Source organism: Ruegeria sp. CH2 (assembly GCF_056537065.1).
The window spans coordinates 184797-207376 of the sequence record NZ_JBQFQV010000006.1 but is presented as its reverse complement, the minus strand read 5'-3'; the positions used below and the strand labels follow the sequence as shown (position 1 = coordinate 207376).

Annotated in this window: 23 protein-coding genes, 1 tRNA gene and 1 pseudogene; 18 read left to right on the top strand and 7 right to left on the bottom strand. The window is 56.0% G+C overall.

The window, feature by feature from the left end:
- The 3 genes from ACR0M9_RS11315 to ACR0M9_RS11305 all read left to right on the top strand — a co-directional run.
- Positions 1-883, top strand: an 883-nt coding sequence (locus ACR0M9_RS11315) for a hypothetical protein (protein WP_480773608.1), incomplete at its 5' end; no start/stop codon positions are given.
- A gap of 243 nt (positions 884-1126) precedes the next feature.
- Positions 1127-2104, top strand: a complete 978-nt coding sequence (locus tag ACR0M9_RS11310; protein WP_480773607.1) for a hypothetical protein — start codon at positions 1127-1129, stop codon at positions 2102-2104.
- Positions 2101-3255: a hypothetical protein gene (locus ACR0M9_RS11305; protein ID WP_480773606.1), complete on the top strand. Its 1155-nt coding sequence runs from the start codon at positions 2101-2103 to the stop codon at positions 3253-3255. Before ACR0M9_RS11310 ends, ACR0M9_RS11305 begins: the two co-directional genes overlap by 4 nt.
- 53 nt (positions 3256-3308) lie before the next feature.
- Here the strand turns inward: ACR0M9_RS11305 and ACR0M9_RS11300 are convergent, their stop codons facing one another.
- Entirely contained in the window at positions 3309-4028 is a 720-nt protein-coding gene (locus tag ACR0M9_RS11300; protein ID WP_480773605.1) for a hypothetical protein, read from the bottom strand.
- 64 nt (positions 4029-4092) lie between these two features.
- On the opposite strand from ACR0M9_RS11300, the gene ACR0M9_RS11295 reads away from it, so the two are divergent.
- From ACR0M9_RS11295 to ACR0M9_RS11280, 4 genes and pseudogenes are all read left to right on the top strand, one after another.
- Positions 4093-4344, top strand: a complete 252-nt coding sequence (locus ACR0M9_RS11295) for a type II toxin-antitoxin system ParD family antitoxin (protein ID WP_480773604.1) — start codon at positions 4093-4095, stop codon at positions 4342-4344.
- Positions 4341-4637, top strand: coding sequence for a type II toxin-antitoxin system RelE/ParE family toxin (locus ACR0M9_RS11290; protein WP_480773603.1), 297 nt, complete (start codon positions 4341-4343; stop codon positions 4635-4637). Before ACR0M9_RS11295 ends, ACR0M9_RS11290 begins: the two co-directional genes overlap by 4 nt.
- Before the next feature lie 257 nt (positions 4638-4894).
- Positions 4895-5167 (top strand): hypothetical protein, encoded by a 273-nt coding sequence (locus ACR0M9_RS11285; RefSeq protein WP_480773602.1) that lies wholly within the window; start codon positions 4895-4897, stop codon positions 5165-5167.
- Positions 5125-6126, top strand: a pseudogene (locus tag ACR0M9_RS11280) (recombinase family protein); the annotation flags it as partial. The gene ACR0M9_RS11285 and the pseudogene ACR0M9_RS11280, both read left to right, overlap by 43 nt.
- Here ACR0M9_RS11280 and ACR0M9_RS11275 read toward each other — a convergent pair.
- A complete protein-coding gene (locus ACR0M9_RS11275; RefSeq protein WP_480773601.1) occupies positions 6028-6453 on the bottom strand; it encodes a hypothetical protein in 426 nt (141 codons plus the stop codon). The pseudogene ACR0M9_RS11280 and the gene ACR0M9_RS11275 overlap by 99 nt on opposite strands.
- A gap of 223 nt (positions 6454-6676) precedes the next feature.
- Positions 6677-6763: transfer RNA gene (locus tag ACR0M9_RS11270), tRNA-Leu, on the bottom strand.
- 141 nt (positions 6764-6904) lie between these two features.
- Here ACR0M9_RS11270 and ACR0M9_RS11265 point away from each other — a divergent pair.
- A complete protein-coding gene (locus tag ACR0M9_RS11265; RefSeq protein WP_480481390.1) occupies positions 6905-7564 on the top strand; it encodes a DsbA family oxidoreductase in 660 nt (219 codons plus the stop codon).
- Positions 7565-7605: 41 nt separating this feature from the next.
- A complete protein-coding gene (gene lipB / locus ACR0M9_RS11260; protein ID WP_267366815.1) occupies positions 7606-8262 on the top strand; it encodes a lipoyl(octanoyl) transferase LipB in 657 nt (218 codons plus the stop codon).
- A 503-nt stretch (positions 8263-8765) separates the two neighbouring features.
- On the opposite strand, the gene ACR0M9_RS11255 is transcribed toward lipB, so the two are convergent.
- Positions 8766-9188 (bottom strand): HIT family protein, encoded by a 423-nt coding sequence (locus tag ACR0M9_RS11255; RefSeq protein ID WP_480773600.1) that lies wholly within the window; start codon positions 9186-9188, stop codon positions 8766-8768.
- Positions 9189-9741: 553 nt separating this feature from the next.
- On the opposite strand from ACR0M9_RS11255, the gene ACR0M9_RS11250 reads away from it, so the two are divergent.
- The 4 genes from ACR0M9_RS11250 (at position 9742) to ACR0M9_RS11235 (ending at position 14356) form a co-directional block, all read left to right on the top strand.
- Positions 9742-10980, top strand: a complete 1239-nt coding sequence (locus ACR0M9_RS11250) for a metal-dependent hydrolase family protein (RefSeq protein WP_480481396.1) — start codon at positions 9742-9744, stop codon at positions 10978-10980.
- 459 nt (positions 10981-11439) lie between these two features.
- Positions 11440-13098: a cytochrome c oxidase subunit I gene (gene ctaD, locus ACR0M9_RS11245; RefSeq protein WP_267366169.1), complete on the top strand. Its 1659-nt coding sequence runs from the start codon at positions 11440-11442 to the stop codon at positions 13096-13098.
- A 122-nt stretch (positions 13099-13220) separates the two neighbouring features.
- The gene (locus ACR0M9_RS11240; RefSeq protein ID WP_480773599.1) at positions 13221-13820 is read left to right on the top strand and encodes a DsbA family protein; all 600 of its coding nucleotides are present in this window, start codon (positions 13221-13223) and stop codon (positions 13818-13820) included.
- A gap of 44 nt (positions 13821-13864) precedes the next feature.
- Positions 13865-14356, top strand: a complete 492-nt coding sequence (locus ACR0M9_RS11235) for a DUF2244 domain-containing protein (RefSeq protein WP_209504230.1) — start codon at positions 13865-13867, stop codon at positions 14354-14356.
- Between the two features lie 21 nt (positions 14357-14377).
- Here the strand turns inward: ACR0M9_RS11235 and ACR0M9_RS11230 are convergent, their stop codons facing one another.
- Positions 14378-14863 (bottom strand): GatB/YqeY domain-containing protein, encoded by a 486-nt coding sequence (locus tag ACR0M9_RS11230; protein ID WP_267366166.1) that lies wholly within the window; start codon positions 14861-14863, stop codon positions 14378-14380.
- Positions 14864-15046: 183 nt separating this feature from the next.
- Between ACR0M9_RS11230 and carA the strand changes: the two genes are divergently transcribed.
- Together carA and ACR0M9_RS11220 are read left to right on the top strand one after the other, a co-directional pair.
- Entirely contained in the window at positions 15047-16213 is a 1167-nt protein-coding gene (gene carA, locus ACR0M9_RS11225) for a glutamine-hydrolyzing carbamoyl-phosphate synthase small subunit (protein WP_480773598.1), read from the top strand.
- 81 nt (positions 16214-16294) lie between these two features.
- Entirely contained in the window at positions 16295-18172 is a 1878-nt protein-coding gene (locus ACR0M9_RS11220) for a glycosyltransferase (protein WP_480773597.1), read from the top strand.
- Between the two features lie 3 nt (positions 18173-18175).
- Here the strand turns inward: ACR0M9_RS11220 and ACR0M9_RS11215 are convergent, their stop codons facing one another.
- The gene (locus ACR0M9_RS11215) at positions 18176-18823 is read right to left on the bottom strand and encodes a GntR family transcriptional regulator (RefSeq protein ID WP_267363400.1); all 648 of its coding nucleotides are present in this window, start codon (positions 18821-18823) and stop codon (positions 18176-18178) included.
- A 100-nt stretch (positions 18824-18923) separates the two neighbouring features.
- Between ACR0M9_RS11215 and ACR0M9_RS11210 the strand changes: the two genes are divergently transcribed.
- From ACR0M9_RS11210 to ACR0M9_RS11200, 3 genes are all read left to right on the top strand, one after another.
- Positions 18924-19568 carry a pyrimidine 5'-nucleotidase gene (locus tag ACR0M9_RS11210; protein ID WP_480773596.1) on the top strand — a complete coding sequence of 215 codons (645 nt, stop codon included), beginning with the start codon at positions 18924-18926 and terminating at the stop codon, positions 19566-19568.
- Positions 19569-19654: 86 nt separating this feature from the next.
- Entirely contained in the window at positions 19655-19903 is a 249-nt protein-coding gene (locus ACR0M9_RS11205) for a hypothetical protein (RefSeq protein WP_209504235.1), read from the top strand.
- Between the two features lie 74 nt (positions 19904-19977).
- Positions 19978-21174 carry a UbiH/UbiF family hydroxylase gene (locus ACR0M9_RS11200; RefSeq protein WP_480773595.1) on the top strand — a complete coding sequence of 399 codons (1197 nt, stop codon included), beginning with the start codon at positions 19978-19980 and terminating at the stop codon, positions 21172-21174.
- A 12-nt stretch (positions 21175-21186) separates the two neighbouring features.
- Here ACR0M9_RS11200 and ACR0M9_RS11195 read toward each other — a convergent pair whose 3' ends face one another.
- Positions 21187-22314 (bottom strand): aminotransferase class V-fold PLP-dependent enzyme, encoded by a 1128-nt coding sequence (locus ACR0M9_RS11195; RefSeq protein WP_480773613.1) that lies wholly within the window; start codon positions 22312-22314, stop codon positions 21187-21189.
- Positions 22315-22580: the final 266 nt, after the last annotated feature.

The window sequence follows — 22580 nt, the reverse complement described above, 5'->3', positions numbered from 1 at the left end:
AAATTCGTCCGTCCGTTTCAGTCCCATAGTTCGTCTCCTTTGCTGCAATAAATGCTATCAAAGGAGCGGCAGCAAACCGCGACACGTCCATTCTTTGACCTATGATGGGCGGAAAATGCTAATCACCTCTTCATTCGTTGAACGACTAGATGAATGGCGAGAACTGGAACCTAACGGGTACAATCATACCATTGCGTACACGTGGCTTTTTTTGCACGAATTTGCTCACGCCCACCTTGGGCATTTCTCTTTCGCAGAAAATTTTGGTGTCGTCCAACGCACCATCAAAAAGCTCTGCTCACACACCGTTCATCCTGGAGAACTTCGTTCCAACGCTCAGATGTGTTTTGAGTTGCAAGCTGATCATGAAGCTATCGAAGTAATGCTGGGTGCGTACTCCCGCGAAAATTGGGCGGAGCTGCGGGCCAAAGTCACCAGCATAGCATTCATCATGATTTTCATCGAAACGATCGACAACGAAAATGGCATCGATCAAGTGACCCACCCGAAAGCAGCAACGCGAATTTTTCAGCTATTGGGGCATCTAGCAGAGATGTGGTCAATCACTGCACACACGAAAACCACACCACAGAGCAAGTCAAGTACAAGCGATGTACCCCTACCCCCGCCCGCAGAAATTCAAGCGTTCAATTCAGACGTGGTCTTGCGTGCGTACTGGAATGTAGTGGAGCTATCAAATTTTGTGGGTGCTCAAGTCATCGCTACCGATCTGGGCACGCCCGAGGATTTCTTTGCTGACATCACCCGTGCAAAACTTGGCAAGTGGGATGATCTGGTTACAACGGGTGCAAATGAGTGGGCGAAATTGTGGCCCTTTAACGAAGCGTTAAAACCATTTCTTGCAGATAGCTTCCAAACCTAAAGCTCTCTTCTCCTCAGCCACGCAGTTTCCCGATAAACTTTGGGCCTCAAAATCATTCATTCGTACTCGGCTTGCATCACTCGACCCTAGATAGAACAGAAGGTAGCCAAGTATAGTAGCCGATCACTTAAGCCTGACAAAATCCAGAGACCTCGACAGGTGCTCACATCCGTGTCAAGGTAAGTGGATACTTTGAATGCATTTGCACACAAGAGAATAATAATAGAGTAGTACGCGGCGGATATGAATACAGCTCAACTAAAAGAAATTGCAGAAAAAATCGTACTTTCCCAAGGGAACAAGTTTATCAAGGAGCTTCTTCGCAACAACGGTGTGAGGATCGGGAAAAACAAGGAGGAATTCCTTGTTAACCTTCGTCAAGGGATTGACGAAGGTCTGATCGATCAAACCAAGATCGACAAGTGGCTTCACGACATCGAAGGCTGGGGAAATCAGCATGTTTATTTGTTCGAACTCCCTAAGATTGAAAAAGCGGACCTTGCAGGTGCCATGCACGCGTCACCACATTCCGCAATTTTACAAGATCATGAGAACTACGAGTTCCCAGATGAGTTGACCCTCAAAACTGCAACCCTGAGCGATACAGAACTGTCCTTGGGGTGGAGAGAAGGAAGAGACAGTTGGGTACGTTCGAAGGCAAAAGACTATAGACAAGACATCAATGGCGATGAGTATGAATTTCGAGCCTATAGAGAGAAATCGGAAAGAAAAATTGCTCGTTTCGTTTGGGAGTTTGAGAGCCCGTTCTGCGCAGTATTCATCACGCACCCTAATGAAAGTGGGGTCCACGATGAGATTCTTGCACAAATTTGGTCAGACCTGGACACCTTCTCTGTGACCGACACTCCGTTGCAAAAAATTTCTCTAAGCAGCTCATTCAGCAAGCTCAATCAAAAACCAGAGCTGAAGGTTAACTCAGTCAAGATGAACGTGGACGGAGGTCATGTCAATTTGGTTGCAACCGCTCCACAAACTGGGATTCACGATATCGAGGCAATTCGGCAAGCTCAAAACGGCATTGATGCAAACCAGTTTTCGTCATCGGATGGAATTTTTCATTTCAACTCAGAAAATCTGCCTGGCCTTTCTCGGCAAGTAAAGGTTGAGGGCTCAGGAACGGACTCCCGCATTAGAATTTGGGCTCAGTGCACACGAGAAGACGTTGGTTTGATTGTACACGAAGTGAATTCGTCAAGATGACAATTGACCCTGCCAGATACATTGGTCGTCACGATGAACAGTTGGTTGAGGTTATTCAATCAAGATTGGAAACCAACACATCATCAGTACTAGACCCTGACCTGATAAGAAAAGATGCCTCATACAAAGTCAGCACTGAAGAAGTGATTACACTTCTCGAGGAGCTTCTAGAAGAAGGAATAATCTTTTCCACTGATGCCCAGTACTGCTCATCGGAACCGTGTGAAAAAGCTGGAGTATCGAGACCGCTGACAGGCGAAGAACTTGAAGCAGAAAAATGTAATGTATGCGACCAGAGCTTTGCAGATGCTGGTGAACCACTTGAGCAGCGGCACTACAGTACTCGTTCACCAATAAGTAGAGACATTCGCTGGATGATAGTCATTCACGGCTTCAACACTAGGGGGCCTTGGCAAGAAGAACTAAGTTGGCGCATTTCAAACAAACTTGCGTATGCCGCACCAGTTCTAATCTACAAGTATGGATTTGAACGGTTGGGGATTTTTTTTCGTTTCCGTCATGAAAAGCTGGTCAGAAAGCTGGGTGCAGAAATTTTATCTGCTATTGAGAACTCAAAGAAGTCAGCGCGAACGGAACCACCCGATGTGATCGTCCACAGTTTCGGTAGCCTCTTATTTTCAAAGTTATTGTTGTCCCAGGAGTTTTCGGATCAGAAGTTCGGCAGAGTGATTTGCGTCGGATCAGTAATCTCCCCCCAATATGACTGGGAAAGACACATAGCCGCAGGTCGTGTCGAAGCCGTGCTTTGCCATAGCGGCGGGAAGGACCTACCCGTGAGGGTTGCACAATTTGCTATCCCGGATTCAGGCCCTGCGGGTTACTTGGGTTTCAATAGTTTGTGTGTAAAAAACGTGCACAGTCAGCTGTTTTCTCACTCCTCCGCACTGGAACCCAAAAATATACGAACTCAACTGGATCGTGGAGGTCTTTGGGATCGTTTCCTCACGGCACCTCTTGGTACATTTAGCGATCAGACAGAAATAAAACACCCCAATTGGCGACCCACTTGGAAGATCATTCGGGGTCTCGCAAGAGTATTGCTGCTCGCGGCTGTCGCAACCGTAGCGATGCTGACTTGGGCTATTTCATCATCATTGTTCGTATGCCTAAAGAACTTGTTTGGATATTGACTCAATTCAATGAACCCAACCCGCAGCCAGTAAATCGCGTTGGGTTGGTACTTTTACGCTCTGAATCTGGCCATAGTTTTATGGACTAAGCAGTTGTGTTCTTTCACCCAGATATTCAGTTGAACAATATTTGCTGGAATATCAGGGGTATCGCTGGAAATAAGTACAAATTCATGCAAACCTTGGTCTTGGCTTTCAGTCAGCGGATCAAGTTTCCCTTCCATCGTTTTTGGCAGGCGATTTTGACCCGCTTGAATTTCAGCGCATGGTTCACCGTCTGAGCCGAGCGGGATGTTATGCCATTGCCCCCTCACACCCTGGAATGCAACCACGTGCCCATCAGCCTCACTATCGAGCTCGAAGCAAAAGCGCTCACCAAGCCGAATAGCAGTGTCCGCTGATTTCAAGTGGCTTTCGCGCTCAATGATCCCCATCGCCGTCGACACCAAGGCCAATCGAAACCGATCTGATGTCGCCATTTCATCTAATATCTCTCGCCACCTCATCTCAGGCGTTTGTGGGAATATCTCCGGTGCTTCCAAATGCGCGATATTGAAGTGATGACTGAGCAGGAAGTCATACAGCACCTTCGCCCGTATCGCTGAATATTCCCCCCGTTGCAGGTTACGCCGATAGTTGTCCGCAAGGTTCCAAGCCGGATCGAACGGAGTTTGCAGGAACTGATCAAACGGTTCATTTGCCAGTTCCGCTGCCGCGACTAGGGCTTTGTAAAGCTTCGCTTTATGCGCCTTACTCTTTGGTTCAAATGACATCAGGATTATGTTCCTATGGCAATATTTGTCATTTTGTGACATACTATGCGTAGGAGGACCAGATATGGCCAGCATGAATATTTCCCTGCCCGACCCCATGCGGGATTGGGTGGAACAGCAGATGAAATCCGGGCGCTACGACAACGCCAGTGAATACATGCGTGACCTCATCCGCCATGATCAGGACCGTGCCTCCAAGATCGCAGCTATGCAACGTCTGGTCGATGAAGCAATGGCCAGCGAAGACAGCAACAAATCCCTTTCGGAAATTCGCGCTATTGCCAGACAACAGGCTGGAATTGCTGCATCGGAATGAACTATCGCCTTTCTGCAAAGGCGGAAGCCGATCTGATCCAAATCTATATTGATGGCGTTCAAGACTTTGGCGTCATACAGGCCGAAGCCTATCAGGACAAAATAGACCAAACGATTGAACTGATTGCCGACAATCCAGAGATGGCTCGTCTGCGAGATGAAATCACCCCACCCGTCCGCATCCATCCGGTGCATGCGCATGTAATCATCTATCTGGTTGACGATAACCGGATGGTGAGAATTTTGCGTGTGCGTCATGGCCGTGAGAACTGGCCGGAAAACCCCATCGGATAATCGTTTCAACACTCTCGATCACCCGTTTACACCCTCCTTTCACCTGAGACCATCGTGTGCCTGCCACGGTAAGGCCACATCTAAGCGCATAGGATGATTGAAGAATTATTCTTGCGTGGGGCAAGATGATGTGGTTATATGTTCTATATTTGTTCTCATTTCAGTCTATGGCGAGACCATAGTGGAACGAACCCATCACCAAAACATTTCAGAGAAAGGAGCGCGTGCATGACCTGTCCGCCAGATAAAAAAAAGATATGCCTATTCGACCCAGCCTCTCGGTAGATTGGGAAGTCTACGCGGCAATGCTGGAAGACAGCGACATGCCTTTGGATCAGCAACAGGAACTGATCGAAACTCTGTGGTCCATCGTCGTGATGTTTGTCGATCTCGGTTACGACCTGCACCCCATCCCGCAAATCTGTGGAGAAGATGAAGAAGCATTGGATCAGGATTCCGCGGATTTGGTATCCTTGTTGAACAACAAATGGGCGCAGACCCGCGCAGAGGAGGACCAATGGCAGGAGTAACACCAAAACCAACAAAGGCTGTGATCTATGCGCGAGTGTCTGGGGCCAAGCAGGTCCGCGAAGGTGATGGCCTCGCCTCTCAGGAAAACCGTTGTCGGGAATACGCCACTTACAAAGACTATGATGTGGTTGAGGTGTTCATGGACGATATGTCCGGCAAATTCGAACGCCGCCCCGCAATGGATCGCATGTTGGCCTTCCTGCGTCTGCACCCCAAGGACAGCGTTGTGGTCATCATTGACGACATCAGCCGCTTTGCCCGCAACGTGCAGGCTCATATTGCCCTGCGCGAAACGCTCAGCGATGCGGGCGGCATTCTGGAAAGCCCGTCCATTGAATTTGGTGAGGACAGCGACTCGCGGCTCGTGGAACACATGCTGGCGTCTGTGGCTCAGCATCAGCGCGAAAAGAACGCGGAACAAACCTCCAACCGCATGAAAGGGCGAATGATGAACGGCTATTCCGTCTTCGCTGCCCCTATCGGATACGAGTACAAGAAGACAGGATCGCATGGCAAATTGCTGACCCGCGTTGAACCCGTCGCGACCATCATCAAGGAAGCATTGGAAGGCTATGCCTCTGGTCGGTTCTCGGCACAGGCGGATGTGCGACGGTTCTTAGAAAGCCAACCTGACTTTCCCAAAGACCTGCCGGATGGGAAAATCCGTCAGCAGAAGGTGACGGATATGCTGAACCGCGTAATCTATGCGGGCTATGTTGAGCATGAGCCGTGGGGCATCACGCGCCGCGAAGGACATCATGAGGCTTTGATCTCACTCAAAACCTATGAGGTTATTCAAGAGCGGCGTAGTGGCAGGAGCGTTGCGGCGAAGCGTCCTGACATCAACGAAAACTTCCCACTACGCGGCGCGGTGAACTGCGCGTGTTGTGACAAACCCATGACCGCGTACCATGCCCGGAGCGCTACCGGCAGACGCTACCCCTACTACAACTGCCAGACGAAAGGCTGTTCTGAGTACCGCAAAGGTATTCGTGCAGAGAAAATAGACACAGGCTTTGAGGCGATCTTGCGGTCTCTGACCCCAAGCAAAAACTTGCTCGATATCGCGATGTCCATGTTGAAAGATGCTTGGGATCAGCGCGGGGATCAAGCCAAGCAGACGAAGGCAGAAATCAAACGCCAGCACAAAGAGTTGGACAAGCAGCAAGATGTGCTGGTTGAGCGCATGATCGAGACTTCGAATCCCAAGGTAATGGCCGCGCTTGAAGCCAAGATCGCCAAGCTGGAAGAAGACAAGCTGCTGCTGACCGATAAGCTGTCCCACACCACCAAACCCACACGCAGCCTTAGTGAAATTATCGAACTCTTGCGAGAATTCCTCTCAAGCCCTTGGAACATCTATGTAAACGGATCACTACTCGTGAAGAAAACCATCATAAAAGCGGCCTTCAAAGCCCCATTGGCCTATGACCGCGAAAATGGTTATCGAACTCCGCAAACATCTGTTATCTTTGAGTTTCTAGCGGATTTCACATCAAAATGTGAAATGGTGCGGTCGAGAAGACTCGAACTTCCACGGGAGTTACCCCACAGCGACCTCAACGCTGCGCGTCTACCAATTCCGCCACGACCGCACTGCCAGTGACTTGGTAGAGCGGCGTATAGACGTTGGCGCGCGCGATGTGAAGAGGCAAAAACACGCTGGTTTAAAAACCTTCGCGGCAGCCTTATCTAAGCCGGTAAACAACACAGTTTCGATCTGACAGGAGCCGCAGATGACTTCGCCCGACACCCGCCCCATCATCCAAATCGATATCGTGTCAGACGTCGTGTGCCCGTGGTGCATAGTCGGGTTTCGCCAGCTTGATGCGGCTTTGAAACAGCAGGGCATCCAGGCCCAACTTCGCTGGCACCCGTTCGAATTGAACCCGAACATGCCGCCTGAAGGGCAGAACCTGCGGGAACACATCACTGAGAAATATGGCTCGACCCCTGAACAGAGCCAGCAGGCACGCGACAGGCTAACGGCGATCGGGGCGGAACTGGGGTTCACCTTCAACTTTGATGAAGACAGCCGGATCGTGAATACATTCAAGGCGCATCAGTTGCTGGATTGGGCCGAAGGTCAGGGCCTGCAACATCAATTGAAACTTGCGCTTTTCGACGCGTATTTCACCCGGCAACAGGATGTTTCCGACATTGAGGTTCTGTTGCAGGCTGTTACTTCTGCCGGGCTGAACCCTGATTCCGCACGGCAGGTGCTTGAGACCGGGGAGCATATCGCTTTGGTGCGAGAGAAACAGCAGTTCTGGACCAGCCGGGGGATCTCTGGTGTGCCGTCCATGGTATTTGGCGGAAAATACCTGCTGACGGGCGCACAAGGGGTCGATACCTATTCTCGGGTGCTGCAACAGTGTTTGGCCGAAGCGGCCTGACCCCTCTTCCCCTGCCCGCATTGGGCGGATATGAGGCCGCCATGGAATGGAAAATCACCGATGGTCTGACCAGTTATGACGACGCCACCGCCTTTATGGAGGCGCGCGTCGCCGGGATTGCGCGTGGCGACGCGGAGGAGTGCATCTGGTTGCTGGAACACCCGCCGCTTTATACAGCAGGCACGTCGGCAAAGATCGAAGACCTGACCGATCCTGACCGCTTTCCGGTTTATGCAAGCAAACGCGGCGGCGAGTACACCTATCACGGGCCAGGTCAGCGTGTGGCCTATGTCATGCTGGACCTGAACAAGCGCGGGCGCGACGTGCGCCAATTTGTGAAGCAGCTGGAAAATTGGGTGATATCAGCACTGGCCGAGTTCAACGTGCACGGCGAAATACGCGACGGGCGCGTTGGTGTCTGGGTGCGGCGCGACGACAAACCGCTGACGGTGACTGGCAAACCGGCAGAGGACAAGATCGCGGCAATTGGCTTGCGTTTGCGAAAATGGGTCAGTTTTCATGGCATTTCGGTCAATGTCGAACCGGACCTGGAGCATTTTTCGGGCATTGTTCCCTGCGGGATCAGCGAATACGGCGTGACCTCGTTGGTGGATCTGGGGCTTCCGGTCACTATGGATGATCTTGATGCTGCCTTGAAGAAAACCTTTGAAGAGGTTTTTGGCGCTTCGGAAACCTGATTCTGTCTGGGGTTCAGCAGTCGTCGAATCAGATTCTGTCGCACCCTGATACAACAATATGGATGGGCGGAAGGCTCTGTTTCCGAAACACGTCGCAATTTACCAAGAACGATCCAGTTTTACGGTATTCTTTAGGCAAATTTTAATTCTCTGGGATACACCAGAGTTGTTAACGAGTAATATGAAACTGCCAATCAAGAGTGAGTGGTATGTTAAACCGGTGATCAAGGGCTCGCCCTCGAAATCCGAGAAGTGTTTGGTTACGAGTCTGCCGTTCCGACCCCAAATCGGAACGGCAATTCATTTCCCCCTTCCCGCTTAATCTTATGGCCAATTCGCGTTGCAAGGGAGCAGGCGATTTCTGCGTTATCCGGCTATTGAGTCACTTGGTCGGTCCCAAGGAAGGGTTTCGGGATATCTTGTCTCCGGTCGCGGCGATATGCGCGGGCGGGTGTGGGTAATCGTCCGGATTATCACCTCACAGACAGACCGTAAAATATTGACTACAAAGCGAGTTTTATCTTCTCCGCATGTTCGGCAATCAGGTCGAAATCACCCATTTTACCAGACGGGCGCATCGACACGCCGTCATGACGCGGCAGGATGTGAAAATGGAGGTGGAAAACCTCCTGCCCGCCTGCGGTTTCGTTGAATTGCTGAATGGTTACACCGTCCGCCTCGAAGGCTTTCATCACTGCACGAGCCATCTTTTGAACGATGTTCATAACCGCCGCCAGTTGGTCGGGCGTGGCATCCAGCACATTGCGGCAGGGCGTTTTGGGGATCACCAGCAAATGCCCATCGGCACGAGGCATGATGTCCATAAAGGCCAGTGTGTCGGCGTCTTCGTAAACTTTTGACGAAGGTATCTCGCCGCGCAGAATTTTGGCGAAGATGTTGTCGGGATCATAATCCATGGTTGCCATCCGTTCCTTGAGGGGCTTTTGCCCGAGTTGTGGTCCACCCGCCCAGCCGGGTCAAGCCGGGGGATTGAGCCGTGAAATGTACAAAATGTACCGGGTTTTCAGAGGGCGTTGTACGTTTTGTACACTTGGATTTGGCATGAGATCACATCCTCAGAGACAGATGCGGCGCGTTCCCGACAGGTGATGCCTGCCTAGGCAGCAGAGTACAGATTTCGCAACTCTTAATCGGACGTAAACTGGTTAAGTTTTTGAGAAATTCATCCAGGTCGAGTCAAAGGTCCGCCAGATGGACGAAGCTGACGTTCGTCAACTAGGCCGCGCCGACGCCTTTTAACGTTGTCAGAGCGGCTCTTGGGATTTCCGACGGTCGGAACGTGAAGTTGATCAGAGTTATATACAGGTATAGCGTGAAAGAGCATCTTCAGACCGTTCAGACTTCAGAAGGATTTCGTAAATGCCGGCTCTCTTCCGTATTCCAATAACCGTGCTGTCGTTAGCCTTGGCCTGGTCACCGGCAATGTCTCAGGATGGATCATCCATCCTGTTCACCAACGTGAACGTGTTTGACGGCGAAAGCGAACAACTACTGGAAGGTGCGAATGTCGTCGTAACCAACAACTTGATTACTGCGGTTACCACGGAACCTCTCGCTGTAGCGGGCGGGACAGTCATCGATGGTGGCGGGCGCACGATGATACCGGGGCTCATCGACGTCCACTGGCACACTTCATATTGTTGCGCGGCTCAAACCACCGTGATTTCCGGAGATATACTCGAGATCGCAATCCGGGGTGCCATGGGATCGGAAGACACGCTGATGCGCGGATTCACGACGGTGCGAGACGTCGGCGGCAATCCCTTCGCGACAAAGAAGATGATCGATGCGGGCGAAATTCCCGGCCCACGAATCGTGCCTTCTGGCCCTCCGATTAGCCAGACGGGCGGTCATTTTGACTACGGTGCCTACCAGGACGCGCCTTCAAACCCGGGTGACTCGCTTTGGTATTGGAACCGTGTGGGGCTGATGCTGATCGCGGACGGGGTTGACGACGTCACACTGCGCGCCCGCGAAGTCATGCGCATGGGCGCTTCGCAAATCAAGATTTCTGGCGGTGGCGGTGTTTCGTCGGTCTATGACCCGCTCGACATGAGCCAATACACGCTCGAAGAGTTGAAGGCATTCGTCGCGGTTGCAGAAAGTTACAATACCTACGTCGCCTCGCATATCTTTACCGATGCAGCTGCCCAAATGGCGATTGAAGCCGGGGTCAAAACCATTGAGCACGGCAATTTGCTCAGCAGGGAAACCCTACAGATGATGAAGGACAACGGCGTCTGGTTGTCTGTCCAGCCATTGCTTGACGACGAGGACGCTTTCTCATTCAGCGACCCAGTTAGCACAGCGAAATGGGTGGAGGTTACTGATGGCACCACGACCTCAATCGATATGGCCAAAGAGATCGGCGTAAAGGTCGCATTCGGCACAGATATGCTTTTCGATGCGGAGCTTGCGAAAAAACAAGGCAAATTCCTGGCGAAGATGAAGACTTGGTACACGCCATACGAGGTTCTGAAAATGGCGACCTCGACAAATGCTGAATTGATAGAACTCGCCGGACCGCGCCACCCGTACCAGGAAGGCCCGCTTGGTGTGATCCGGGAAGGCGCTTATGCTGATCTGATCCTCGTCGATGGCAATCCTATGGACGATATCGATCTGGTCGCGGACCCCGATGCAAACTTCGACCTGATCATGAAGGACGGCAGGATATTCAAAAACGAGATCGAGTGATCAGCATTTCTTCAAGGTGTTCCGAACGCTGTGTGAGCCTATTAGATGGCAGGCTAACTCGATGCGCCTCAAGGTGCGCGACAAGGGCGGGGTGGGCCACAGGTAGTTCGCTGCGCAAGCACGAATGTCTTAGAAGGTCTCGGGGCTCCCCCCTTCCCTGTCCTCGGTTCGGGTGATTGGCCAGAGGCAAAGGTTCACGCCTTTCCGGTCAGCTTTGAGAGACGGACCCATTGCGGGCGACCTGAACACAGGCGCTAGGCCCGCTGTATCACCAGCCCCCCCGAACGCTCAGATCCCGGCTTCTCGAACACCCGTTTTCAAGGGGGGTGCGGCCATTTATCTTGATCCAGATCAAACTCGGCCATTGAAGGTCGCCCCTACGCATTCTAAAACCAGCAGGAATCCCGCGCGTTGGAGAGGTCCGGCTGCGCGGTGTAGTTGCAACAGGAGGCACCTATAATGGCAGACGCAGCCATTCATGGTCACGACCATGAAGACCAGCGCAGCTTTTTCCAGCGCTGGTTCATGTCGACCAACCACAAGGACATCGGGATTCTGTACCTGATCGTTTCGGCTCTGGCCGGTCTGATCTCGGTTCTGATGACCGTTTACATGCGGCTTGAACTGATGCACCCCGGTGTTCAGTACATGTGCCTGGAAGGCTTCATGGCCGACCCGTGTACGCCCAACGGGCATCTGTGGAACGTGATGATCACCTATCACGGTGTTCTGATGATGTTCTTTGTTGTCATCCCTGCCCTGTTCGGCGGATTTGGCAACTATTTCATGCCGTTGCAGATCGGCGCGCCGGATATGGCGTTCCCGCGGATGAACAACCTGTCCTTCTGGCTTTATGTTGCCGGTACCTCGCTGGGTGTGGCCTCGCTGCTGAGCCCGGGTGGTAACGATCAGATGGGTTCGGGCGTGGGCTGGGTTCTGTACCCGCCGCTGTCCACGACCGAGGGCGGCATGTCCATGGACCTTGCGATCTTTGCCGTGCACGTATCGGGCGCCTCCTCGATCCTCGGCGCGATCAACATGATCACCACCTTCCTGAACATGCGTGCCCCCGGCATGACCCTGTTCAAGGTGCCGCTGTTCAGCTGGTCGATCTTCGTCACCTCGTGGCTGATTCTGCTGTCGCTGCCGGTTCTGGCGGGCGCGATCACCATGTTGCTGATGGACCGCAACTTTGGCTTTACCTTCTTTGATCCGGCCGGTGGCGGCGATCCGATCCTGTATCAGCACATCCTGTGGTTCTTTGGCCACCCGGAAGTGTATATCGTGATCCTGCCCGGTTTCGGCATCATCAGCCATGTCATCGCGACCTTCTCGCGCAAGCCGATCTTTGGCTATCTGCCGATGGTCTGGGCGATTATCGCAATCGGTGTGCTGGGCTTTGTCGTGTGGGCGCACCACATGTACACCGTCGGCATGTCGCTGCGTCAGCAGGCCTATTTCATGCTGGCCACGATGGTCATCGCGGTTCCGACCGGTGTTAAGGTCTTCTCGTGGATCGCGACCATGTGGGGCGGTTCCATCGAGTTCAAGACACCGATGCTGTTTGCCTTCGGCTTCCTGTTCCTGTTCACCGTTGGCGGTGTGACCGGTGTGGTTCTGTCGCAGGCTGGCGTGGACCGTGCCTATCACGACACCTACTATGTGGTGGCACACTTCCACTATGTGATGAGCTTGGGTGCTGTCTTTGCGATCTTTGCGGGGATGTATTTCTACTTCGCAAAAATGACCGGTCGCCAATATTCCGAGTTCTGGGGCAAGGTTCACTTCTGGATGTTCTTCATCGGCGCCAACCTGACCTTCTTCCCGCAGCACTTCCTGGGTCGTCAGGGCATGCCGCGCCGCTACATCGACTATCCCGAAGCGTTCGCGCAGTGGAACTATGTTTCGTCGATCGGTGCGTTTATCTCGTTCGCCTCGTTCCTGCTGTTCTTCGGCATCGTGATCTACGCCCTGCTGCGTGGCGCACGCGAGACACGGCCCAACTACTGGAACGAGTATGCCGATACGCTGGAATGGACCCTGCCCACCCCGCCGCCCGAGCACACGTTCGAGCAGCTGCCCAAGCAGGAAGACTGGGACAAGGGCCACGCGCACTGATCCCGATCTGAACCAAGAAAACCCCGCCCAGGTGGCGGGGTTTTTCTTTGCCCTCACCCCGCGTTCGCCAACTGCCCCGAAATCGGCTATGATGTGCGGACGGAACAGTCGGAGGGTCGGCAATGCCCGAGATCGACTTTTGGTATTCCATTGGCAGCACGTACAGCTTCCTGACCGTGATGCGTCTGGACGAATGGTGTGCCCAGCATGACGCCACGGTGAACTGGCGCCCGTTCAATGTGCGCACGGTGATGTCGGCCCAGCAGAACATCCCTTTTGCCGGAAAGCCTGTGAAATCGGCTTACATGTGGCGCGACATCGAACGCCGCTGTGCCAAGTACCACATCCACGCCAACCTGCCCGCGCCCTATCCGATTTCCAATCTGCCACTGGCCAATCAGGTTGCGTTGCTTGGAATGATGGATGGCTGGGGCGTGACGTTCACCCAAACGCTCTATCGCATCTGGTTCGAGGAAGGGGTGGAAGCCGGTCGCGAAAGTGCGCTGTCCGAGGCGCTTTTGCGGTGTCAGCAGGACCCCCGACTGACCCTGGCACGCGCGCAGGGCGACGACATCGTCGCGGCCCTTGAGGCGGAAACCGAAACCGCCGTCAAACTGGGTGTTTTCGGCGCCCCCAGCTTTGTTGTCCGGCAAGAGGTGTTCTGGGGTGACGATCGTCTGGATGACGCCCTGTCCTGGTCTCGGGTCGGCCACGTCGTCTGATCAAAACCCGTCGACATGAGGCGGCGCTGCGCTATGTTCGCGGTATGCCCTATACGTGGAATCAGACCTCGGAAACCGAACAGGAACTGCGGCTTTGGCCGCATAACTCGCTGCCGCCGCGGGGGGCGATGATCACGATCCTGTCGGTGTTCCTATTTGGCCTGATCCCGCTGCTGGCCACGCTTGGTTCCGTGATCCTGTGGGGGTTGCTGCCGTTCCTGCTGATCACTGTGCTGGGGCTGTGGCTGGCCATCAAGACCAACTACCGCGCCCGCAGTGTTTTCGAGGTTCTGACCCTGTCGGGCACACATGCGCGGCTGGTGCACCACACCCCCGGCAAAGAGCAACACGAATGGTCTTGCAACCGCTATTGGGCACGGCCCGCGATGCACGAGAAAGGCGGCCCGGTTCCGCATTATGTCACCCTTGTCGGAGACGGGCGCGAGGTCGAAATCGGGGCGTTTCTGTCCGAAGATGAGCGGATCACGCTTTATGACGAGCTGGTCCTAAGACTGCGCGAGCCAGTCGCGCAGTAGCAATTCACGGGGCCCAGTGCCTCAGCAATCGCCGTTTGAGGCTGCGCACAGATGATCCTTGACCATCGGACCGACCTTGCCGAAATCCATCCGGCCGGTATAGCGCGTCTTCAACTCGCCCATCACCTTACCCATATCGCGGATCGAACCCGCGCCGGTTGCCGTGATGGCGGTTTGAATGGCCTTGCTGACCTCATCGTCGTCTAGCTGTTTGGGTAGAAATTCCTCGATCACCTCGACTTCGCGAATCTCGCGTTCGGCCAGATCCAGGCGACCACCCTCTTCGTAGGCGCGGGCGCTTTCCTTGCGCTGCTTGGTCATTTTACCAAGGATTTCAAGAACCTCTGCGTCGCTGCATCCCTTTGCTTCTTCATTGTCGGACGCACGTGCCGCGATGTCGCGGTCTTTGATGGCGGCGTTGATCAACCGCAGCGTCGACAGACGCTCGGCTGCTTTGTCTTTCATTGCTTGCTTCAGGGCGGCATTCACCCGTGATCGCATGTCCATTTGGTTTGTCCATCCCCATGACAACGGAACCCCGACCATATCGAAACAAAAAGCCTGACACAACCGGGGGTGAATACAGCTAAACCATTGAAAAACAACAATAGCCCAAAAATTGAACAGACTTGACCCAGACGCGCAACCCCCTTAGGTATGCGCCGATTTACCCTACAGGAGAGTCGCGCCATGGCCCCGAATGCCCCGTCCAAGCCCACCGCATGTCTGGCTTTGGCCGATGGAACCCTGTTTTACGGCGCAGGCTTCGGCGCGACCGGGCAAACCGTGGCCGAGCTGTGCTTTAACACCGCGATGACCGGATATCAGGAGATCATGACCGACCCTTCTTATGCCGGGCAGATCGTGACCTTTACATTCCCTCATATCGGCAATGTCGGCGTGAACCCGGAAGATGACGAAACCGGTGATCCGGTCGCGGCGGGCATGGTCGTGAAATGGGATCCGACCGAGCCATCAAACTGGCGCTCGGCCGAGGAGCTCAAGGGCTGGCTGGCGCGTCGGGGGCGCATCGCCATCGGGGGTGTCGATACCCGCCGCCTGACCCGTGCCATCCGCCAGCAGGGCGCGCCGCATGTGGCGCTGGCCCATGATCCCGAGGGAAATTTTGACATCGAGGCGCTGGTCGCCGCCGCGCGTGGTTTTGCAGGGCTGGAAGGCATGGACCTGGCCAAGGATGTCACCTGCGCCCAAAGCTATCGCTGGGATGAGATGCGGTGGGCCTGGCCGGATGGGTACCAACGTCAGAAGGCCCCTGCCCACAAGGTCGTTGCCGTTGACTATGGCGCCAAGCGCAACATCCTGCGCTGCCTCGCATCCGCTGGGTGTGACGTTACCGTTCTGCCCGCGACTGCCACCGCAGCCGACGTGCTGGCGCATCAGCCTGACGGTGTGTTCCTGTCGAACGGCCCCGGCGATCCGGCGGCAACGGGTGAATACGCCGTGCAGATGATCAAAGAGATTCTGGAGACGACAGACCTGCCTGTGTTCGGCATCTGCCTTGGACACCAGATGCTGGCGCTGGCGCTGGGTGGTCAGACGGTCAAGATGAACCACGGCCACCACGGCGCGAACCACCCGGTCAAGGACCTGGACACCGGAAAGGTCGAGATCACGTCGATGAACCACGGTTTCGCTGTCGATGCGCAATCCCTGCCCGATGGCGTCGTGGAAACCCACCGGTCGCTGTTTGACGGCTCGAACTGCGGTATCCGCATGGCGGATAGGCCGGTTTATTCGGTGCAATACCACCCCGAGGCATCGCCCGGACCGCAGGACAGTTTCTATTTGTTCGAGCGCTTCGCCGAGGCCATGGAAAAGAAGAAAATTCAGGCATAACTGCTTGTCTGTGCAGTGTTAACCGGGTGTTAACCCTGATCGAACAACCCTGAGCGCAGGTAACTGCGCCAGGGTTTTGTTATGGCTGAGCTTGATCTTCTGGATTTCACGTCCGCCGCACCGATCCCCGCGCCCGGGTATCGGAAACCGCTGGGCACCTGCCTGCTGGAAACCGGAGCTATCACCCGATCCCAGCTGGACCATGCGCTGAGCCAGCAAACCAGACAGAACGCACCGCTGGGAGAGATACTGGTCGGCGAAGGCTATGCCACCCGGCAGGACGTGTTGAGCGCGCTGTCTACGCAATCCGGCTGGCAGATTGCCGATCTTGAACAGATCCCGCCGATGCCGGAACTGAGCGGGTTGATGCCGGTCGACTTCTGGCTGAAACACAATGTCATCCCCTGGATGCGGATTGGCCCCCTTGTTCTGGTGGCCACAGCCCGGCCCGACCGGTTCGCAACCGTGACCGCCGAAATGCGCGAATGCGAATATGCCGTGATCCCGGTGCTGGCGGCATCCGATCAGATCGACCGGACGATTGCGCGGCAATTCTCGGGGTCTTTGGCCAGATCTGCGGAAACGCGGGTTGATCCCGCACAAAGCTGCCGCAACTGGACCCTTAGGTCGCGCATGGGGCCTTCGGTGGCCCTGTTGTGTGTGCTGGGGCTGTTTGCCATGTTCCCGGCGTTTGGCCTGCTGGCGGTGCTGGGCATGGCTGTGGGAACTTTAGTGCTTTTTGCAGCCTTTCGGATGGCTGGCACGCTGGCTTACCTTTGGCATCGCCTGAGAACGCAGCCGGACCACACCGAAGCTGCCATCACATTGCGGCAACCCTGCGTATCGATCATGGTGCCATTGTACAAGGAGCGCGAGATCGCGAACGCTCTGGTACAGAGACTACAGCGACTGACCTATCCCAAGGCGTTGCTGGATGTCATCCTTGTGCTTGAGGAAAAGGATGACGTGACGCGCAATGCCCTTGCGCAGGTGAGCCTGCCCAGCTGGTTTCGCATCGTCGAGGTGCCCGAGCTGAACGGGTTGACCACCAAGCCGCGCGCCATGAATTACGCGCTGGATTTCTGCCGGGGCGACTTCGTCGGCGTCTGGGATGCCGAGGACGCCCCACAACCGGATCAGATCGAGCGCGTGGTGACGCATTTCACCCAGGCCGCGCCGGATGTGGTGTGCCTGCAAGGGGTTCTGGATTACTACAACCCGCGCACCAACTGGCGGTCACGCTGCTTTACCATCGAATACAACAGCTGGTTCCGCGTGATCCTGCCGGGGATCGCCCGCATGGGGCTGGTGGTGCCACTTGGGGGCACCACGTTCTTTTTCCGTCGCGACAAGCTGTTGGAACTGGGCGGCTGGGATGCCCATAACGTCACCGAGGATGCTGATCTGGGCGTAAGGCTGTACCGGGCCGGGTACCGGACCGAAATGGTGGATACCACAACATATGAAGAGGCGAATTTCCGGGCCTGGCCCTGGGTCAAACAGCGCTCGCGCTGGCTCAAGGGGTTCATGGTCACGTATCTGGTGCATATGCGCAGCCCGCAAAAGCTGTGGCGTGACCTTGGAGGTGCCAGATTTCTGGGCCTTCAGGCGTTCTTTCTGGGCACGTTGGGGCAATTTCTGCTGGCGCCCGTTCTCTGGGTATTCTGGCTGTCAAGCCTGGGGCTGGCCAATCCGATGGATAATATCGTGCCGCATTCAACCTCTACCGCGCTGATCGGGCTGTTTTTGATGGCAGAGGGGCTGAGTATCGGTGTTGGTCTGATCGCTGTATCCGCACGCGAGCGGCGGTTTCTTTTGCCTTGGGTTCCGACGATGTTTCTATATTTCCCGCTGGGCGTGATTGCCGGTTACAAGGCGCTGTGGGAATTGGCGACCAACCCGTTTTTCTGGGACAAGACCCAGCACGGACAGGCCAGCGAAGACGAGCCGCTGGCCTGACAATCACTTGTCGCGGCGGCTTGCGTCCTGCTTCAGGCGCGTCATGAATGCGATCGAGATATGGTCCTTGAGCGCCCGCCCCGCCGCCTCTTCATCGCGTGCGGCAATGGCTTCGACGATGCCTTTATGTTCGCTCTGGGCAATTTCTCCGCGCCCCTGCACGGCCAGCGACGTGGTCGCCATCAAGGCCATAGTCCGGTGCACCAGATCAAGCTGCTGGACAAGGTAGCGGTTGTGCGAGGCCAGATGGATCTGTTCGTGAAAGCGCCGATTGGCACGTGACAGCGCCATCGGATCGCCCACCAGCTTGTCATCTTCGAGAACCATGTCCTGAAGAACCCTGATCTCTTCTTCGGTGGCGTGTTTGGCAGCCAGTCGCGCGGCGAGCCCTTCCAGTTCGCGCCGCACGATATAAAGCTCGGCCATCTGGTTGTGGTCCAGCGACGCCACGATCAGTGACCGACCGTCCCGTTCCAGCAGAGACTGGGTTTCCAGGCGTTGCAACGCTTCGCGGATCGGGGTGCGCGACACCCCGAACCGTTCTGCCAGCTCGCTTTCCACCAGACGATCGCCGGGCTTGTAGACGCCGACATCAATGGCTTCGAGTATCAGGCTATAGGCATCCTTGGTGGGGGATCGGGTCTGGCTCATGGGGTATTCTGTCTCCTCGTTCGGACATGTCTATCCGTCTCTGGGGGCGTCAATCAAGTACGGCATTGAAAACACCCCGCCCGCGCCCTAAACCCAAGCCATGGTCAAACCGTCCTTCAGTCATGTCACGCAATGGGTGTTCGATCTGGATAACACCCTCTATCCGCCGCATATGCAGCTGTTCGATCAGATCGAAGTTCTGATGACGGATTACGTGATGCAGGCCATCGGCGTGGACCGGGCCGAGGCCGACAGGCTGCGCGGGCAGTACTGGCGCCAATACGGCACTACGCTGGCCGGGTTGATGGCCGAACATGATCTGGACCCCGAGCCCTATCTGCACGCGGTGCATCAGGTGGACATGAGCCATATGGACCCGGATGCAGAGCTGGCCGATCACATTCGCGCCCTGCCCGGACGGCGCATCGTCTACACCAATGGCAGCGCACCCTACGCCGAGCGGGTTTTGCAGGCGCGCGGGCTTTCGGGGCTGTTTGATGCAATCTATGGCGTCGAACATGCCGGGTATCGGCCAAAGCCCGAGAAAGCCGCCTTTGAAGCCATCTTTGCACAGGATGGCATTCAGGCTGACAAGGCCGCCATGTTCGAGGATGACCCGCGTAATCTGGCCGCCCCGCATGAGATGGGAATGCGCACGGTTCATGTCGCCCCGGACCCGCATGAGGCCGATCACATCCACCATCACACGGATGATCTGACCGCATTTCTGGCCCGCCTGCGGTAGCCTGTCACACTGCGACGATCCGTACGTTCTGCACCCGCATGCGCAGCCCTATATGCGCTGGAGCGACGAACAGAACGGAGAGCCCCATGAGTGCGATCGAGATGCCCGGACGCCTGCCGGTTTGGCAGCGCCTATTCTTTGCAATTCCGGTTTTCGGGTGGCTGGCCCGCGACGCCGCCAACGCCAAGGCGGAGGACCTGTATTATACCGTCGGCGCGGTCCTCAGCATGTGGGGCTGTTCGGCCATGGTGTTTGGTCTTCCCGGCCTTTACATCCCTGCCCTGATGATGGTGCCGGTGATGTTCCTGGTCCTGATCCTGATCTCACGCGGCTGAGATACGGGACAGGATGTCACTTGGCACAGGGAGTGGAACCGAACTAGGGTCTGCCCGAACTGATGAGAGGCGCCATGACTGACAGTTGTGACATCCTGATTTCCGGCGGTGGAATCGCCGGTCTGACCGCAGCGGCGGCGTTTGGAACCGCCGGGTTTGACGTGGTGTGTGTAGATCCCGCGCCACCGATCACCGAACGGGATGTGGACGGGTCTGACCTGCGCACCACCGCCTTTCTGCAACCTGCGCGCGGCCTGCTGGAGCAATGCGGCCTGTGGGCGCGGCTGGATGCCCATGCGGCCCCCTTGCAGATCATGCGTATTGTCGATGCCGGGGGAGACGTGCCCGAACCCCGCGTCATACGCGATTTCAACGCAGCCGACATTTCCGAGCAACCGTTTGGCTGGAACCTGCCCAACTGGCTGTTGCGCCGGGAGATGGTCGCACGGCTGGCAGAGCTGCCGAATGTCGATTTCCGCCCCGGCACCGGGACCGTCAGCCTGTTCACCCGCACTGCCGAAGCCCGCGTTGGCCTGAGCGACGGCAGCCGCATCCGCTGCAAGCTGGTGCTGGCCGCAGATGGGCGCAACTCACCCATGCGCGAGGCCGCCGGTATCAATGTGCATACAACACGGTATGGGCAGAAAGCGCTGGCGTTTGCGGTGACGCATCCTATTCCTCACGAGAATGTCTCGACCGAGATACACAGGTCTGGCGGGCCGTTCACATTGGTTCCGCTGCCAGATTGGCAGGGGCAGCCCTCGTCCGCCATCGTCTGGATGGAGCGCGGCCCGAAGGCCGTTGACCTTTTAACCCTTGATGCCGAAGCATTTGAGGCTGCGATGACGGAACGGTCCTGTGGCCTGTTTGGCCCCTTGAGGCTGGCATCGCGCCGGACCATCTGGCCGATCATCAGCCAGTCCGCGGAACGGCTGGCGGGTGAGCGCATTGCCCTGATGGCCGAGGCCGCGCATGTGGTGCCCCCGATCGGCGCGCAGGGGCTGAACATGTCATTGGGCGATCTGCGCTGCCTGCTGGATCTGGCGCAATCCCGGCCCGAAGGTCTGGGCGACGCGCAGATGCTGGATGCCTATCACAAGGCGCGCCACACCGAGATCGAGATGCGGGTCAAAGGGATCGACCTGCTGAACCGCGCCTCGATGATCGAGGCGCGCCCGCTGCGGGATGCGCGCGCAATGGGGCTGAGCGCGCTGTATTCCCTGCCGCCTGTGCGCAAGACGCTGATGCAGATGGGCCTTGGCGTTCGCTAAGGCCCGGCCCGTTTACAGAACCTGATCCAGCACACGCTTCAGGCGCGCGATGGTGGCGTCCACATCATAAAGCTTGTCCAATCCGAACAGGCCCAGACGGAAGGTGCTGAAGCCTTCGGGTTCGTCACATTGCAGCGGCACCCCGGCCGCGATCTGCATCCCCAGAGCGGCAAATTTCTTGCCGTTCTGGATTTCGGGGTCCGAGGTGTAGCTGACCACAACGCCGGGCGCGCCGAAACCGTCAGCAGCCACCGAGACAATACCATACTCCTTCAACATCGCCCGCACGCCGTCGCCCAATGCCCATTGCGCCTTGCGCAGCTTTTCGAACCCGTACCCCCTAGTTTCTGCCATGGTATCGCGGAAAGCCAGCAGCGCATCGGTGGGCATTGTGGCGTGATAGGCGTGACCACCGTTTTCATAGGCCTGCATGATCTGGCGCCACTTCTTCAGGTCGATGGCGAAACTGTCCGAGCTTGTCTGTTCCAGACGCGCCTCGCCCCGTTCGGACAGCATGACCAGACCGGCGCAAGGCGATGCGCTCCAGCCCTTTTGCGGGGCCGAGATCAGGACGTCGACGCCGGTGGCTTTCATATCCACCCAGGCACACCCGGATGCGATGCAATCCAGCGCCATCAATGCACCCACCTCATGCGCCGCGCTGGCCAGGGCGGTCACATAGTCATCCGGCAGGATGACACCCGCCGCCGTTTCAACATGCGGTGCGAACACAACGCCGGGTTTCTGTTCGCGAATCGTTGCGACGACTTCGTCAATCGGTGCGGGCGCAAAGGGGGACGGGCTGGCATTTCCGGTCTCGCGCGCCTTCATCACGGTGGTCGAGCTGGTCAGGGCGCCGCTTTCGATGATCTGGCTCCAGCGGTACGAAAACCACCCGTTCCGGACCACAAGAACACCCGCCCCGCGCGCGAATTGCCGGGCAACCGCCTCCATCGCATAGGTACCGCCGCCCGGAATGATGGCCACCCCGTCTGCCTTGTACACCTCTTTCAGCATGGCCGAGATGTCGCGCATTACCCCCTGAAACTTTTGGGACATGTGGTTCAGCGAGCGATCGGTGAATACGACCGAGAATTCTTCGAGCCCGTTCGGGTCAACGTTCTTCAGCAAGGCAGGCATATGGCGTCCTTTCAATATCGTCAGTGCAGTCTTGGTCTCTTTACCTTGGCCAGTAAAGCCATTTCGCGACAAAAAGTGACGCGACGGAATGCGGGTAAAATCGACCCATTCGGTGCTGTATAACACTGGGAACACAAGAAAATGACGCCAACCAGTGTCACTTCCCCTTTACACTTCTGCTTGCTTCTGAACAGATGCGCACACTTTTTACTTGAAGGGATATTTTTCCTGTGACGATACAAAAGCGTATTAACTTCCAGTCCGTT

Coding starts and splice junctions, on each gene's coding strand:
- ACR0M9_RS11230 (WP_267366166.1), bottom strand. CDS start 14,863: ATGGACATGCGATCACGGGTGAATGCCGCCCTGAAGCAAGCAATGAAA.
- ACR0M9_RS11220 (WP_480773597.1), top strand. CDS start 16,295: ATGGCTGAGCTTGATCTTCTGGATTTCACGTCCGCCGCACCGATCCCC.
- ACR0M9_RS11255 (WP_480773600.1), bottom strand. CDS start 9,188: ATGGCAACCATGGATTATGATCCCGACAACATCTTCGCCAAAATTCTG.
- ACR0M9_RS11210 (WP_480773596.1), top strand. CDS start 18,924: ATGGTCAAACCGTCCTTCAGTCATGTCACGCAATGGGTGTTCGATCTG.
- ACR0M9_RS11195 (WP_480773613.1), bottom strand. CDS start 22,314: ATGCCTGCCTTGCTGAAGAACGTTGACCCGAACGGGCTCGAAGAATTC.
- carA (WP_480773598.1), top strand. CDS start 15,047: ATGGCCCCGAATGCCCCGTCCAAGCCCACCGCATGTCTGGCTTTGGCC.
- ACR0M9_RS11265 (WP_480481390.1), top strand. CDS start 6,905: ATGACTTCGCCCGACACCCGCCCCATCATCCAAATCGATATCGTGTCA.
- ACR0M9_RS11215 (WP_267363400.1), bottom strand. CDS start 18,823: ATGAGCCAGACCCGATCCCCCACCAAGGATGCCTATAGCCTGATACTC.
- ctaD (WP_267366169.1), top strand. CDS start 11,440: ATGGCAGACGCAGCCATTCATGGTCACGACCATGAAGACCAGCGCAGC.
- ACR0M9_RS11240 (WP_480773599.1), top strand. CDS start 13,221: ATGCCCGAGATCGACTTTTGGTATTCCATTGGCAGCACGTACAGCTTC.
- ACR0M9_RS11305 (WP_480773606.1), top strand. CDS start 2,101: ATGACAATTGACCCTGCCAGATACATTGGTCGTCACGATGAACAGTTG.
- lipB (WP_267366815.1), top strand. CDS start 7,606: ATGGAATGGAAAATCACCGATGGTCTGACCAGTTATGACGACGCCACC.
- ACR0M9_RS11310 (WP_480773607.1), top strand. CDS start 1,127: ATGAATACAGCTCAACTAAAAGAAATTGCAGAAAAAATCGTACTTTCC.
- ACR0M9_RS11205 (WP_209504235.1), top strand. CDS start 19,655: ATGAGTGCGATCGAGATGCCCGGACGCCTGCCGGTTTGGCAGCGCCTA.
- ACR0M9_RS11300 (WP_480773605.1), bottom strand. CDS start 4,028: ATGTCATTTGAACCAAAGAGTAAGGCGCATAAAGCGAAGCTTTACAAA.
- ACR0M9_RS11235 (WP_209504230.1), top strand. CDS start 13,865: ATGCCCTATACGTGGAATCAGACCTCGGAAACCGAACAGGAACTGCGG.
- ACR0M9_RS11200 (WP_480773595.1), top strand. CDS start 19,978: ATGACTGACAGTTGTGACATCCTGATTTCCGGCGGTGGAATCGCCGGT.
- ACR0M9_RS11295 (WP_480773604.1), top strand. CDS start 4,093: ATGGCCAGCATGAATATTTCCCTGCCCGACCCCATGCGGGATTGGGTG.
- ACR0M9_RS11290 (WP_480773603.1), top strand. CDS start 4,341: ATGAACTATCGCCTTTCTGCAAAGGCGGAAGCCGATCTGATCCAAATC.
- ACR0M9_RS11285 (WP_480773602.1), top strand. CDS start 4,895: ATGCCTATTCGACCCAGCCTCTCGGTAGATTGGGAAGTCTACGCGGCA.